We start from the raw sequence: 15069 nt of genomic DNA on the forward strand, positions 1-15069 counted from the left end.
TTGGATTGGACACACAAATGGCCGACAACTACGTAATCTGGTTTGAAAACCTGCGTATGACAGATGTTGAACGCGTGGGCGGTAAAAACGCCTCGCTGGGCGAAATGATCAGTCAGCTGACCGAAAAAGGCGTGCGCGTCCCCGGCGGCTTTGCCACCACGGCCGATGCCTACCGCGCATTCCTCGCACACAACGGTCTGAGCGAACGCATTTCCGCCGCACTGGCAAAATTGGATGTCGAAGACGTTGCCGAACTGGCACGCGTCGGCAAAGAAATCCGCCAATGGATTTTGGACACGCCCTTCCCCGAACAGCTCGATGCCGAAATCGAAGCGGCATGGAACAAAATGGTTGCCGATGCCGGAGGCGCGGACATTTCCGTCGCCGTACGCTCTTCCGCAACCGCCGAAGACCTGCCGGACGCATCATTTGCCGGCCAACAGGAAACCTTCTTGAACATCAACGGCTTGGAAAACGTTAAAGAAGCGATGCACCATGTATTCGCCTCCCTGTACAACGACCGCGCCATTTCCTACCGCGTCCATAAAGGCTTCGAACACGACATCGTCGCCCTGTCCGCCGGCGTGCAGCGTATGGTGCGTTCCGACAGCGGCGCATCAGGTGTGATGTTTACCCTCGACACCGAATCCGGCTACGACCAAGTCGTCTTTGTTACCTCCTCTTACGGTCTGGGCGAAAACGTCGTACAAGGCGCGGTCAACCCGGACGAATTTTATGTGTTCAAACCCACGCTCAAAGCGGGCAAGCCCGCCATCCTGCGTAAAACCATGGGTTCGAAACACATCAAAATGATTTTTACCGACAAAGCCGAAGCCGGCAAATCGGTAACCAACGTCGATGTCCCCGAAGAAGACCGCAACCGCTTCTCCATTACCGACGAAGAAATTACCGAGTTGGCACACTACGCGCTGACCATCGAAAAACACTACGGCCGCCCGATGGACATTGAGTGGGGGCGCGACGGCTTGGACGGCAAACTCTACATCCTGCAAGCCCGTCCCGAAACCGTCAAATCCCAGGAAGAAGGCAGCCGCAACCTGCGCCGCTTTTCCATCAACGGCGACAAAACCATCTTGTGCGAAGGCCGCGCCATCGGTCAGAAAGTCGGACAGGGCAAGGTACGCCTGATTAAAGATGCTTCCGAGATGGATTCCGTCGAAGCTGGCGACGTACTCGTTACCGACATGACCGACCCGGATTGGGAACCGGTGATGAAACGTGCTTCCGCCATCGTTACCAACCGCGGCGGCCGTACCTGCCACGCCGCCATCATCGCGCGCGAACTGGGCATTCCTGCCGTTGTCGGCTGCGGCAATGCAACCGAATTGCTGAAAAACGGTCAAGAAGTTACCGTATCCTGTGCCGAAGGCGATACCGGCTTTATCTACTCCGGCCTGCTGGACGTACAGATTACCGATGTCGCCTTGGACAATATGCCCAAAGCACCCGTCAAAGTGATGATGAACGTCGGCAATCCCGAACTCGCATTCAGCTTCGCCAATCTGCCCAGCGAAGGCATCGGCTTGGCGCGTATGGAATTTATCATCAACCGCCAAATCGGCATCCACCCGAAAGCCTTGTTGGAATTTGACAAACAAGATGACGAATTGAAAGCGGAAATTACCCGCCGTATCGCCGGTTACGCGTCCCCTGTAGACTTCTACGTCGATAAAATTGCCGAAGGCGTGGCGACATTGGCCGCATCGGTTTATCCGCGTAAAACCATCGTCCGTATGTCCGACTTCAAATCCAACGAATACGCCAACCTGGTCGGCGGCAGCGTATACGAACCGCATGAAGAAAACCCGATGTTGGGCTTCCGCGGTGCGGCGCGTTATGTCGCCGAAAGTTTCAAAGACTGCTTCGCCCTTGAGTGCAAAGCATTGAAACGCGTCCGCGACGAAATGGGTTTGACCAACGTCGAAATCATGATTCCGTTCGTCCGCACTTTGGGCGAAGCCGAAGCCGTTGTTAAAGCCCTGAAAGAAAATGGTCTGGAACGCGGCAAAAACGGTCTGCGCCTGATTATGATGTGCGAACTGCCGAGCAACGCGGTATTGGCGGAACAATTCCTGCAATACTTCGACGGCTTCTCCATCGGCTCCAACGACATGACCCAACTGACCCTTGGCCTCGACCGCGACAGCGGCTTGGTGTCCGAATCCTTCGACGAACGCAACCCTGCCGTCAAGGTGATGCTGCATCTTGCCATCTCCGCCTGCCGCAAGCAGAACAAATATGTCGGCATCTGCGGTCAAGGCCCGTCCGACCATCCGGACTTTGCCAAATGGCTGGTTGAAGAAGGCATAGAAAGCGTCTCCCTGAATCCGGATACCGTCATCGAAACCTGGCTATATTTGGCTGATGAATTGAATAAATAATCAATGCCCATACCCCCAAGCCTGAAAAGCTCGGGGGTATTTTTCCAAACGACTTTACTCAAGCGATATATCCTGCCGATAAAGGCTAACCCCGCCTGAGATAATATTTGACACCTGCACGCCGACTGCCTACAATTCCCCCTTTCTCCGAGCAACCGGTAACGGTCAGCTTCTTCTTTCAGACGGCATCCGCCCGTCTTTTCCTCTTCTATATATCATTATTATGCACGTCTCTGAATTACAAACCCTGCACATTTCCAAACTTTTAGAGTTGGCAGAAGAACACGCTATCGAAAATGCCAACCGTTTCCGCAAGCAAGACTTGGTTTTTGCCATCGTCCGTCAAATGATGAAAAAAGGCGAGAGTTTTACCTGCTCCGGCACACTCGAAATCCTGCCCGACGGTTTCGGTTTCCTCCGAAGTGCGGATACCTCCTATCTCGCGGGTCCTGATGACATATATGTCTCACCCACCCAAATCCGACGCTTCAACCTGCATACGGGCGACACCATCGAAGGCAGCGTGCGCGTCCCCAAAGACAACGAACGCTATTTTGCCCTAGTCAGACTGGATTCCATCAACGGCGACCACCCGGAAGTATGCCGCCATAAAATCCTGTTTGAAAACCTGACCCCGCTGTTTCCGACCCAACAGTTGAAGCTGGAACGCGACTTAAAGTCCGAAGAAAACCTGACCGGACGCGCCATTGACCTGATTTCGCCCATCGGCAAAGGTCAGCGCGCCCTCTTGGTTGCCCCGCCCAAAAGCGGTAAAACCGTGATGCTGCAAAATATTGCCCACGCCGTTACCGCAAACTATCCTGAAGTCGAACTCATCGTCCTCTTGATTGACGAACGCCCCGAAGAAGTAACCGAAATGAGCCGTTCCGTCCGAGGAGAAGTGGTTTCCTCCACATTTGACGAGCCGGCGCAACGCCACGTCCAAGTTGCCGAAATGGTGCTTGAAAAAGCCAAGCGTATGGTGGAACACAAAAAAGACGTGGTCATCCTGCTGGACTCGATTACCCGCCTTGCCCGCGCCTACAATACCGTCGTGCCTACCTCGGGCAAAATCCTGACCGGCGGTGTCGATGCCAACGCACTGCACCGTCCCAAACGTTTCTTCGGCGCGGCGCGCAACGTGGAAGAAGGCGGTTCGCTGACCATTATCGCCACCGCATTGGTTGAAACCGGCAGCCGTATGGACGATGTGATTTACGAAGAATTCAAAGGCACCGGCAATATGGAATTGCACCTTGACCGCCGTATGGCGGAAAAACGCCTCTTCCCCGCCATCAACATCAACAAATCCGGCACGCGCCGCGAAGAGCTGCTTGTCCCGAACGACCAGTTGCAACGTATGTGGCTCTTACGCAAATTCCTGCACCCGATGGATGAAATCGAGGCAGCCGAATTTTTAATCGGAAAAATCAAAGCCTCTAAAAACAATGATGATTTCTTTGAACTGATGCGCGGCAAATAAACACGCCGCCCGCATTAATGCGAAATGCCGTCTGAAACCTGAAAATCGGGTTTCAGACGGCATTTTTCACGTTTGCCGCCGATGGATAAACATACTGCCTGCAACGCTTAACGGCTGTCTTTCCACTGATAATATTTCGAGCCGAGGAAGGAACCGAGTTTGCGCAAAAACGGTTGGAGGATGATGTTCGGCTGGCGCAACTGCTCAAACGGCTTCAGACGGCATTCGTCCCCTAAAATTGCTTCGGCAACCGCCAGGCCTGCAATGCCCGTTATCGCCATCCCGTGCCCGGAATAACCTTGCGTATAAAAAACATTCGGGGCCAAACGTCCGAAATGCGGGACAAGGTTGGCGGTGATGTCGCACTCCCCGCCCCACGAATATTCGATTTTGACATCGGCAAGCTGCGGAAAAACTTTAAGCATATCTTGGCGGACAAGTTCGGTCATACGCGCGGGATCGTCGATAAATTCGTGGTCTTTGCCGCCGAAAAGCAGCCTGCCGTCTGCGCTGAGGCGGTAATAGTCCAAAATATGGCGGTTGTCGCATACTGCCATATTGTTGCGGATAAGCCCTTTTGCGCGCGCGCCCAAGGGTTCGGTGGCAATAATAAAGGTGCTGACGGCAATCGCCTTGCGCTCCAAAGGCCGGAATATCGGATTCAAACCGGCATAGGTATTGACGGCGTACACCAGATTTTTGCATTCAACGCTGCCTTCGGGCGTGTAAACCAGCCAACCGTTTTGATAAGGTTCGATGCGTATCATGGGAGAATGCTCAAAAATCTGCGCACCGGCTTTGGCAGCGGCACCGGCAACACCCAACGTGTAATTGAGCGGATGAAGATGCCCGGACAAGGGATCGAACTGTGCCCCTTGGTACATATCGCTATCAAGCTGCTGTTTCAACTCGGCTTTATCCCAAAGCTGATAATGACTCGCACCGTAATGCCGTTGGGCGTGTTCATGCCACTGCTGCAACTCTTCCCAATGCTGCGGACGGACGGCAACCGTGGCATAACCGCGCTGCCAATCACAGTCAATCGCATATTTGCGTACGCGCTCGTCCACAAGCTCAACCGCCTGCAAAGACTGTTGCCAAAACCATTGCGCCTGCTCCAAGCCGACCTGTTTTTCAATTTCCCCCATACCGCAGGCGTAGTCGCTGATAACCTGCCCGCCGCTCCGTCCCGACGCGCCGAAGCCGATACGCGCAGCTTCCAAAACGACGGCTTCATGTCCGTGTTCCGCCAGCGGCAATGCGGTGCACAAACCGCTCAAGCCGCCACCGATGATACAGGTATCAGTTTTCAGACGGCATTGGAGTTTCGGATAAACAGTATGAGGATTAACCGAACTGAAATAATAAGAAGGCAGATATTCTTGAAAATCAGGGCGAATCATTATGTTTGCTTTATCAGGTGTATTTTCAGACGGTATGATGCGGTTTGCCGGACCATGCCGTCTACTTTAAGAAAACAGGCTGACCTGATAATGCGGTCAGCCTGCCCTGTCGGTCAATGCGCTTTCTCGGCAGCCAGTTTTTCCTGGCGGTAGGCTTCTGCCGCTTCTCGGTCGCGCTTGGTCGCCTGCCTCATCATCCAATAGTTGACGACAATCACCAGCGTTCCGATGATGCCGATGAGGATGGTTGCCAAAACGTTCATCTGCGGGTCGAGGCCCAGCTTGATTTTGGAGAAAATTACCTGCGGCAATGTGGATGAACCCGGGCCGGAGAGGAATGAGGTAATCACCAAATCGTCCAGCGACAGGGTAATGCCGAGCAGGAAGCCGGAGGCAATCGCGGGCGCAATCAGCGGCAGGGTAATCACGAAAAAGATTTTCAGCGGCCGCGCACCCAAATCCATTGCAGCTTCTTCGAGCGATTGGTCAAGCTCAACCAGGCGCGAACGGATAACAACGGTAATGTATGCCATGCAAAGCGTGGTATGTCCTAAGAAAATAGTGAAAAAGCCTCGATCAAAATAAAGCGATTGCAGCAATTCGCTACCTTGCAGAAACATCTGCACCTGAATAATCAGGAGCAGCATAGACAGACCGGTAATCACGTCGGGCATCACCATAGGTGCGGAAATCATACCGGCAAACAAGGTACTGCCGCGGAAACGTTTGATACGCGCCATCGCATAGCCCGCCAGCGTCCCCAAAACCACGGCGGCAAGCGAAGACACGACGGCAATACGCAGCGATAACCAAGCAGCTTCCAAGATGGTGTCGTTTTCCAGCAATGCGCCGTACCACTTGGTCGAAAAGCCGCCCCAAACGGTAACAAGCTTGGATTCGTTAAACGAATAGACAACCAAAACGACCAGCGGGATATACAGAAACGCCAGCGACAGTGCCAACATCAGTTTCAAGAACCAAGATAATTTGGATTTCTGCATTATTTGGCTCCTTCTTCCAATTCGCGGTTTTCATAGTGCTGGAACAGCGCAATCGGCACGACCAGCAGCGCGACCATCACAACAGCGACGGCAGAAGCCAGCGGCCAGTTGTTTTGATCGAAGAATGCCTGCCACAATACTTTACCAATCATCAGGTTTTCCGAACCGCCGACCAGCTCGGGAATGACGAACTCGCCGACAGCAGGGACAAACACCAGCATCGAACCTGCAATAATGCCGGTTTTCGACAAAGGCAGGGTAATCGTCAAGAACGATTTGACCGGCCCCGCGCCCAAGTCGGAAGCCGCTTCGAGCAGGCGGTTGTCGAGTTTCACCAGTTGCGTATATAGCGGCAGAATCATAAACGGCAGATAGGCGTAAACCATTACCAAATTTAACGAAAACGCATTGTAGAACAAATCTAGTGGTTCGCTGACAATACCCATCTTAATCAACAGGTTGTTTACAATGCCGTTATGTCCGAGCAGGCCCATCCACGCATAGACGCGCAACAGGAACGATGTCCAAAAGGGCAGCATAATGGCAAGCAGCAAACCATTGCGGACGGAAGGATTGGCACGGGAAATCGCATAGGCGGTCGGATAACCGACCAACAGGCAGATAACCGTCGTCGTCAGTGCAGTTTTTATTGAAGACCAATAGGTCATCAGATAGATATTGCTATTTTCACTGTCGCCGAAGGGATTCAGGGTATGCCAAAAATTTTGGAAAATATCGGCATAGTTTTGATAGCTGACGGCGATGTTCAGACGGCCTAAATCTTCGTCGATACTGGTCAGCGGCGTAAACGGCGGAATGGCGATTTCTTGTTCGGCAAAGCTGATTTTCAGCACGATGGCAAACGGAATCAGAAACAGCACCAAAAGCCAAATATACGGTACGGCAATCACCGCACGCTGCCCCGGGCGGCGGAACAGTTTGTTTTTCAGTTTTTTAAGGTTCATTGCATTCCCCTTAAATCAACGGAACAACGGAGTCGGTTGGTTTTCCGGCCAACTGATATACACGGTTTCGTCCCAAGTCGGCGGTGTAATGTTGCGCACATACCAGTAAGGTGCAGGAACTTGGCTTTTAACGACACGGCCGTTGGCGAGTTTGATATGGTATATGGCGAAGCTGCCCAAATAGGCAATTTCTTTTACCGTGCCTTTCGCCCAGTTATAATTACCCAAATGATCAGGTTTTTCTTTATACAAATCGATATCTTCGGGACGGATACTGACCCACAGGTCCTGTTCGCTCGGGCCGCCCAAACCGTGGTCGATGCGGACGTGGTTTTCTAAACCTTCGCATTCGATAACGGCATAATCCGCGTGATCTTCAATCACGACACCGTCAAAAATATTGGTTTCGCCGATAAACTCGGCAGTAAAGCGGCTGTTGGGATAGTCATACACATCGCTGGGTGTACCGACCTGCTGCAACTGACCGTCAGACATAATGGCGATGCGGGTCGCCATCGTCATGGCTTCTTCTTGGTCGTGCGTAACCATAATACAGGTTACGCCGACTTGTTCCAGCGTATTGACCAACTCAAGCTGGGTTTGCTGGCGCAATTTCTTGTCCAATGCCCCCAAAGGTTCGTCAAGCAACAGGATTTTCGGACGTTTTGCCAAACTGCGTGCCAAAGCGATGCGCTGTTGCTGACCGCCGGACAATTGGTGCGGTTTACGTTTGGCAAATTTGGTCATCTGAACCAGGCGGAGCATTTCTTCGACGCGCGCATCGATTTCGCCTTTAGGCATTTTGTCCTGTTTCAGACCGAAGGCAATGTTTTGCTCTACGGTCATATGCGGAAAAAGCGCGTAACTTTGGAACATCATATTGATGGGGCGGTCATAGGGTGCAAGTTTGGTAATATCCTGACCGTCAAGGATAATTTTCCCCTGATTGGGGCTTTCCATACCCGCCAGCATACGCAGCAGCGTGGATTTTCCGCTGCCGGAACTGCCCAAAAGGGCGAAGATTTCGTGTTGATAAATGTCCAAGTCGATGTTATCGACAGCGTAATTGTCACCAAACTTTTTCACCAAGCCTTGGATTTGCAGATAAGGTTTGGCTGAAGACGCAGTGGTTGCGGTCATAATGGCAATACTCCAATAAAAAGACGAGTACCGGCAAAACGGATTTTCGAATGGGTGATAAAAAGCTGTTTGATTGCTGGCGGGAGTCGCAACGTCTGATGCCGTCTGAAACTCTTGTGAAGCGCACGGGCAGCATGAAATGGAACAGGATTCCAAAGAACTTTGTATTATATTAGTTTATGCGGTTTTCGGGCAATAAATATGGATTTGAACTTGTCGGAAAGCAACAGAAAAGAAAACACCGCCCATTTTTTCTGGGCGGTGTCGGAAAGCGCAATTATTTACGCAGACCCAAGCGGGTAATCAACGCACGATACGTATCGGGTTGGGTACGGCGCAAATATGCCAACAAGCGGCGTCGTTGGCTGACCATTTTCAACAGGCCGCGACGGCTGTGGTGGTCTTTGGGGTTGGCTTTGAAGTGGGGGGTCAGGTCGTTGATGCGGAAAGTCAACAGGGCGACTTGTACTTCAGAAGAGCCGGTGTCGCCTTCTTTACGTTGGAAATCTTTAACGATTTGTGCTTTTTGTTCTACGGTCAATGCCATAATGAAAACTCCAAAAATATAAGAATCCCCATAGGGATTCGGACAAGTTTGCCAAGCCTCGACAACGGCAAACTCCCTATTCCTGAAACAGGAACGGCGCATTATCACACAATTTTTGCTGTTCTGCACGATATTTTGCGATGTCGGCGAAATGCCGTCTGAAAACGGAGACATCTTCCGGTTTCAGACGGCATTTGACATCAGACCACAATTTCTTCCTTCTGTTTCGCTTCCTTGGCGATATTTTCACGACTCAAGCCGAACATCAGCAAGAGCGGGCTGGCAACCAATACGGAAGAATAAATGCCGAACACAATGCCGATGGTCAACGCCATAGAAAAACCGTGCAAGGCCGCACCGCCGAACACCAGCATAGAAACAACCATCGCCTCGGTCGAACCGTGGGTAATGATGGTGCGGCTCATGGTGGCGGTAATCGCGTTGTCGATGACTTCCGGCACGGTATGTCCGCGCATCGCCGACTTGCGGAAGTTTTCACGGATACGGTCGAAGACGACGACGGATTCGTTCACAGAATAGCCCAATACGGCAAGGATACCTGCCAAGACGGTCAGCGAAAATTCCCATTGGAAGAAGGCAAAGCAGCCGAGAATAATCACGATGTCGTGCATATTGGCGATAATGGCAGATACGGCAAAACGCCATTCAAAACGCATGGACAAGTAAATAATAATACCTGCCACTACGAAGCCCAATGCCATCAAACCATTGGTAACCAATTCCTCACCGACTTGCGGGCCGATAAATTCGACTTGGCGCAAAGTAACGTCGGGACTGTCTTTTTTCAGCAAATCCATAACCTGATTGGACAACTGTGCGGAAGTAACACCTTCTTTGTTCGGCAGGCGGATCATGATGTGTTTGTTCGTACCCAATGCCTGAACCTGTACATCACCCATTTTCAGCGTATCGAGGCGGTCGCGCATCTTATTGACATCCGCACCCTGCTGATATTGGACTTCCATTACCGTACCGCCGGTAAATTCGACAGAGAAATTCAGGCCCTTGGTTACCAAAAAGAATACGGCGGCGATAAACGTAACCAACGAAATGAAGGTCGTCAGTTTGCCGTAGCTCATAAACGGAATATCGCGTTTGATTTTAAAGAGTTCCATAGCTTACTCCTTACCTGCCGCAGTTTCGGCTTCAGGTTTCCATACCGCACCGATGGAAATATTCTGCAATTTGCGTCTGCGTCCGTACCACAGGTTGACCAACGCACGGAATACGACGACGGACGAATACATCGAAGTCAGAATACCCAAACAGTGTACGACAGCAAAGCCGCGTACCGGGCCGGAACCGAATACCAAAAGCGCGATACCGGCAATCAGCGAAGTCAGGTTCGAATCGACAATGGTCGCCCATGCGTGTTGGAAACCGAGGTTGATGGCCTGCTGCGGCGGCACACCGGCACGCAATTCTTCGCGGATACGTTCGTTAATCAAGACGTTGGAGTCGATTGCCATACCCAGCGTCAACGCCAGCGCGGCAATACCCGGCAACGTCAGCGTTGCCTGCATGGCAGACAAAATACCGATTAGGAACAGTATGTTGGTACTCAATGCAATGGTGGAAAAGAAACCCATCAGACGATAGTAAACCACCATGAATGCAGCAACGAAGGCAAAACCCCATAAAGTCGAATGGAAGCCTTTTTCGATGTTCTCCTTACCCAAAGACGGACCGATGGTGCGTTCTTCGACAATCTGCATCGGCGCGGCAAGGGATCCGGCGCGCAGCAGCAAAGACGTATCGTTGGCTTCGGCTGTCGTCATGCTTCCGGAAATTTCCACGCGTCCGCCGGTAATGGCAGTACGGATAACCGGTGCGGTTACAACCTCGGATTTTCCTTGGTCGATCAAAACCATCGCCATGCGTTTGCCGACATTTGCGGCAGTCAGTTCGCCGAAAATGCTGCCGCCTGCGCTGTCCAAACTCAGGCTTACGGCAGGTGCGCCCATTTGGTCGAAACTTGGTTGCGCGTCGTTGATGTTGTCGCCGGTCAGTTCAACCTGTTTGCTGATCAACAGGGTCTCCGGATGATCCCCACCACTTGAAAGCAGCTCATAACCTGCGGGTACATTACCTTCCGAAGCCTCGCGCAACTTAACAGGATCATCCTCCACCATGCGCACTTCCAAAGTCGCAGTACGGCCGATAATGTCTTTTGCCTTGGCAGTATCCTGCACGCCGGGAAGCTGTACGACAATACGGTCCAAACCTGACTGTTGGATAATCGGTTCTGCCACACCCAATTCGTTTACACGGTTATGCAGTGTAGTGATGTTTTGCTTCACCGCATCTGATCGTACTTTATTCACCGCCTCTTCCGAAAGCGTCAATACAATATTGCTACCTTCCGAATTTAACGTTGCCTCAGGAAACAGCTTGCGCAACTGCGGCAGTGCCTTTTGCACATCACCGGCATCCTGCAAAGGGACGGTCAGGCTGTTTTCAGCCTGACGCACCGTGCCGCTGCGGATTTTTTCGCGGCGCAGTTCACGGCGGATGTCGCCCGAATAACGTTCAAACGTTTTCTGCATCGCGGCTTTCATATCGACCTGCATGGTGAAATGCACGCCGCCGCGCAGGTCCAAACCCAAAAACATCGGATTGGCTTTGATTTTCGCCATCCATTCGGGGCTGTCCGCCAACAGGTTGAGCGCGGTAATATACCCTTCGCCCAAAGTGTTTTCGATGATGTCGCGCGCTTTAAGCTGCGTTTCGGTGTCTTTAAAACGCACTTTCAGTGAATTGTCCACAACAAACATCCCGTCGGTCTGAATACCCGCGTTTTGCAGTGCGGCATCCACTTTGGATTGAGTCTGTTCGTTGATGATGATGGCTTGTCGGTTGGTCGATACCTGCACGGCGGGCGTTTCGCCGAATAGGTTGGGCAGCGAATACACTGCGGCAACCGCAATCGTGAACACAATCAGCAGATATTTCCATAAAGGATAACGGTTCATCATTGTTCCTTAATGGTTGAAACCCCACCCTTTCGGTGGTGTCGGAATCGGGCTATTTCAGAAGAGGCAAAACCCCTTCCCAGTCAGACGAGACCGGAGGGCGGCATCCTGAATATGCCGCCCTGCGTGTCGGAACATGGTCAAGCCTTCGGTTGGAATTCAAAACAAAGTGCCGCATACGGGCTTTCCCGATGCGGCTTGTCGGCACAAATCAATCGACTTTTGAGGCAATCGCATTGCGTTCCACTTCGACCTCGATTTTTGTACCCTGTCCGATATCCACGGTAAAAAACTGTTCGCCGACTCTGGTTACCTTACCCTTGAAACCTGCCGCCAAGACCACTTTATCGCCGGCTTTCAAGGCGGCAAGCATCGCCTGATGCGCTTTGAATTTCTTTTGTTGGGGGCGCATGATCAGGAAGTAGAACACCACCATAATCAACACCAAAGGAGCAAATTGTGCAACAGCTTGATTCATAATTTATCCGTTCTTTCTAAATATGATTGAAAATCGAGCGGGGTATATAATAGCATAAGACCGTAAACAATATATCGGGTTTGCTGCCCATACCCAACCGTATGCCGTCTGCAACCCCTTTCCCGAACCCATGCCGCTGACCCGCCTGTTCCTGAAACTCTACGCCCTGCTGCGCCTTTTTTTGGGCAAAAACGCCCAGACCGCCTGGCTTTTCCACCCCGCCTGCACCGGACACGAACCCGGAGCAAACCATCCCGATTCGCCCGACCGCATCCTCTGCATCGAGCAGGCATTGCGCCGCGCCGGTATTTGGCAGCACCTCCAAACCGTAGAGGCGGAAGAAATCAGCGATACGCGCCTTGCACTTGTCCACTCGAGCAAATATCTGAACCGTTTGGAATCTTGCCTACCCGAAGACGGCAAGATTTGCCGTTTGGACGACGACACCGTTATCAGCAAAAACTCCCTGTCCGCCGCCCGTTTTTCCGCCGGTTCGGCAGTTCAGGCGGTCGATATGGTCATGAAACGCAAAGCATGGCATGCCTTTTGCGTCGCCCGCCCGCCGGGGCATCACGCGAAAAGCGGCAAAGCCGGCGGATTCTGCCTGCTGAACAACGTTGCCGCCGGCGTCATGCATGCCATTGCCGAATACCGCCTGAAACGCATTGCCGTCATCGATTTCGATGTCCACTACGGCGACGGTACGGCAGAAATATTCAAAGACGATCCGCGTATCCTGTTTTTCAACCTGTTTGAAACCGACCTTTTCCCCTTCCCCGAAAACAACGATATGCCCGACGGCGGCAATATGGTGCACCTGCCCTTGCCGCCGGGAACGGGCAGCCGCACATTCCGCGAAGCCGTCCGCAAACAGTGGCTGACCCGGCTTGCCGCATTCAAACCCGAACTGGTACTGCTGTCGGCAGGATTCGACGCACACCGTCTGGACGAATCGGGCAGGCTCAACCTGCACGAGGCAGATTTTGCCTGGCTGACACACAAAATCATTCAGACGGCATCGGGCTGCCCCGGCAAAATCGTATCCGTACTCGAAGGCGGCTACACCCTTGAACCTCTGGCACAATCTGCTGCCGAGCATATCCGCGTGCTGGCAGGGCTGGGCAAATCCGATGCCGCAACCGCCTATCAGAAAACACTGAACCCGACAAAAAAACGGTTTGCCAAACCGAAAACCGGACAGGTACGCCAACCTACCCAATCCGACCGTTACGATATAAATGCCGTCTGAAGCCGATTCGGTTTTCAGACGGCATCATTATTTGACCTGACGCAAACAGAAAGCCTTCCGCGTGCTTAAACACGTCTCTTGTAGTAAAATAACATCTAAACAGATTCAACCGGAAACGGTCAGGCTTCTTCACGCCATTCCCATTTCAACCGCCGTCCGACATTTTTCAGACGGCATTCCTACTTGAAAACAAGGAGCGTTACAATGAAAGCAGCACGTTTTTACGATAAAGGCGACATCCGCATCGAAGACATCCCCGAACCGGCCGTCGCCCCCGGCACCGTCGGCATCAATGTCGCCTGGTGCGGCATCTGCGGCACCGACCTGCACGAATTTATGGAAGGCCCGATTTTCATCCCGCCCTGCGGTCATCCGCACCCGATTTCCGGCGAGTCCGCACCCGTCACGATGGGACACGAGTTCTCCGGCGTGGTCTATGCCGTCGGCGAAGGCGTAGACGACATCAAAGTCGGTCAACACGTTGTTGTCGAGCCTTACATCGTACACGATAACGTACCGACCGGCCCCGGCAGCAACTACCACCTCTCCAAAGACATGAACTTCATCGGCTTGGGCGGCTGCGGCGGCGGCCTGTCCGAAAAAATCGCCGTCAAACGCCGTTGGGTGCATCCGATTTCCGACAAAATCCCGTTGGATCAAGCCGCTTTGATCGAGCCTCTGTCCGTCGGCCACCACGCTTATGTACGCAGCGGCGCGAAAGAAGGCGATGTCGCATTGGTCGGCGGCGCAGGTCCGATTGGTTTGCTGTTGGCCGCCGTGTTGAAAGCCAAAGGCATCAAAGTCATCATCACCGAATTGAGCAAAGCGCGCAAAGACAAAGCCCGCGAATCCGGCGTTGCCGACTACATCCTCGACCCGTCCGAAGTCGATGTCGTCGAAGAAGTGAAAAAACTGACCAACGGCGAAGGCGTGGACGTGGCATTCGAATGTACCAGCGTGAACAAAGTGTTGGATACTTTGGTCGAAGCCTGCAAACCCGCCGCCAACTTGGTTATCGTATCCATCTGGAGCCACCCCGCCACCGTCAACGTCCACAGCGTCGTGATGAAAGAACTGGATGTGCGCGGCACGATTGCCTACTGCAACGACCACGCGGAAACCATCAAACTGGTCGAAGAAGGCAAAATCAACCTCGAGCCTTTCATCACCCAGCGCATCAAGCTGGACGAACTGGTTTCCGAAGGCTTTGAGCGTCTGATTCACAACAACGAATCCGCCGTTAAAATTATTGTGAATCCAAACCTGTAAGCAAATTACATTTGCAACAGCACAAATGCCGTCTGAAACGCTCAGACGGCATTTTTTCAACGAAACGCAACAGGCGTATTGCCCGAAAGCAGCCGTTTAGCCTATCATTCCGAACAAACAGAAACAAACAGAGGGAAAA

13 protein-coding genes are annotated in these 15069 nt (G+C 52.4%); 4 read left to right on the top strand and 9 right to left on the bottom strand.

The window, feature by feature from the left end; genetic code table 11:
* The first annotated feature begins 17 nt into the window (after positions 1-17).
* Together ppsA and rho are read left to right on the top strand one after the other, a co-directional pair.
* Positions 18-2402 carry a phosphoenolpyruvate synthase gene (gene ppsA, locus Q3O06_RS09600; protein ID WP_301818614.1) on the top strand — a complete coding sequence of 795 codons (2385 nt, stop codon included), beginning with the start codon at positions 18-20 and terminating at the stop codon, positions 2400-2402.
* Between the two features lie 223 nt (positions 2403-2625).
* On the top strand, positions 2626-3885 hold the full coding sequence (gene rho, locus Q3O06_RS09605) for a transcription termination factor Rho (RefSeq protein WP_301818617.1): 1260 nt from the start codon (positions 2626-2628) through the stop codon (positions 3883-3885).
* 107 nt (positions 3886-3992) lie between these two features.
* Here rho and Q3O06_RS09610 read toward each other — a convergent pair whose 3' ends face one another.
* From Q3O06_RS09610 to yajC, 9 genes are all read right to left on the bottom strand, one after another.
* Complete coding sequence (locus Q3O06_RS09610; protein ID WP_301818618.1) at positions 3993-5288, bottom strand: NAD(P)/FAD-dependent oxidoreductase; 1296 nt, start codon at positions 5286-5288, stop codon at positions 3993-3995.
* A gap of 113 nt (positions 5289-5401) precedes the next feature.
* Positions 5402-6289, bottom strand: a complete 888-nt coding sequence (locus Q3O06_RS09615) for an ABC transporter permease subunit (RefSeq protein ID WP_301818619.1) — start codon at positions 6287-6289, stop codon at positions 5402-5404.
* On the bottom strand, positions 6289-7254 hold the full coding sequence (locus Q3O06_RS09620) for an ABC transporter permease subunit (RefSeq protein ID WP_301818620.1): 966 nt from the start codon (positions 7252-7254) through the stop codon (positions 6289-6291). Before Q3O06_RS09620 ends, Q3O06_RS09615 begins: the two co-directional genes overlap by 1 nt.
* A gap of 15 nt (positions 7255-7269) precedes the next feature.
* Positions 7270-8394 carry an ABC transporter ATP-binding protein gene (locus Q3O06_RS09625; protein WP_301818621.1) on the bottom strand — a complete coding sequence of 375 codons (1125 nt, stop codon included), beginning with the start codon at positions 8392-8394 and terminating at the stop codon, positions 7270-7272.
* Between the two features lie 277 nt (positions 8395-8671).
* Positions 8672-8941, bottom strand: a complete 270-nt coding sequence (gene rpsO, locus Q3O06_RS09630; protein ID WP_002217790.1) for a 30S ribosomal protein S15 — start codon at positions 8939-8941, stop codon at positions 8672-8674.
* 76 nt (positions 8942-9017) lie between these two features.
* Positions 9018-9152: a hypothetical protein gene (locus Q3O06_RS09635; protein ID WP_003753973.1), complete on the bottom strand. Its 135-nt coding sequence runs from the start codon at positions 9150-9152 to the stop codon at positions 9018-9020.
* Complete coding sequence (gene secF, locus Q3O06_RS09640; RefSeq protein WP_301818625.1) at positions 9142-10077, bottom strand: protein translocase subunit SecF; 936 nt, start codon at positions 10075-10077, stop codon at positions 9142-9144. The genes Q3O06_RS09635 and secF overlap by 11 nt, the downstream gene beginning before the upstream one ends.
* 3 nt (positions 10078-10080) lie before the next feature.
* On the bottom strand, positions 10081-11934 hold the full coding sequence (secD, locus tag Q3O06_RS09645) for a protein translocase subunit SecD (RefSeq protein WP_301818655.1): 1854 nt from the start codon (positions 11932-11934) through the stop codon (positions 10081-10083).
* Positions 11935-12145: 211 nt separating this feature from the next.
* Positions 12146-12412: a preprotein translocase subunit YajC gene (yajC, locus tag Q3O06_RS09650; RefSeq protein ID WP_107818542.1), complete on the bottom strand. Its 267-nt coding sequence runs from the start codon at positions 12410-12412 to the stop codon at positions 12146-12148.
* 130 nt (positions 12413-12542) lie between these two features.
* On the opposite strand from yajC, the gene Q3O06_RS09655 reads away from it, so the two are divergent.
* The gene (locus tag Q3O06_RS09655; protein WP_301818627.1) at positions 12543-13661 is read left to right on the top strand and encodes a histone deacetylase family protein; all 1119 of its coding nucleotides are present in this window, start codon (positions 12543-12545) and stop codon (positions 13659-13661) included.
* 204 nt (positions 13662-13865) lie between these two features.
* A complete protein-coding gene (locus Q3O06_RS09660) occupies positions 13866-14930 on the top strand; it encodes a 2,3-butanediol dehydrogenase (RefSeq protein ID WP_301669191.1) in 1065 nt (354 codons plus the stop codon).
* Positions 14931-15069: the final 139 nt, after the last annotated feature.

The sequence above is a fragment of the Neisseria maigaei genome (assembly GCF_958267405.1).
GTDB lineage: Bacteria > Pseudomonadota > Gammaproteobacteria > Burkholderiales > Neisseriaceae > Neisseria > Neisseria bergeri.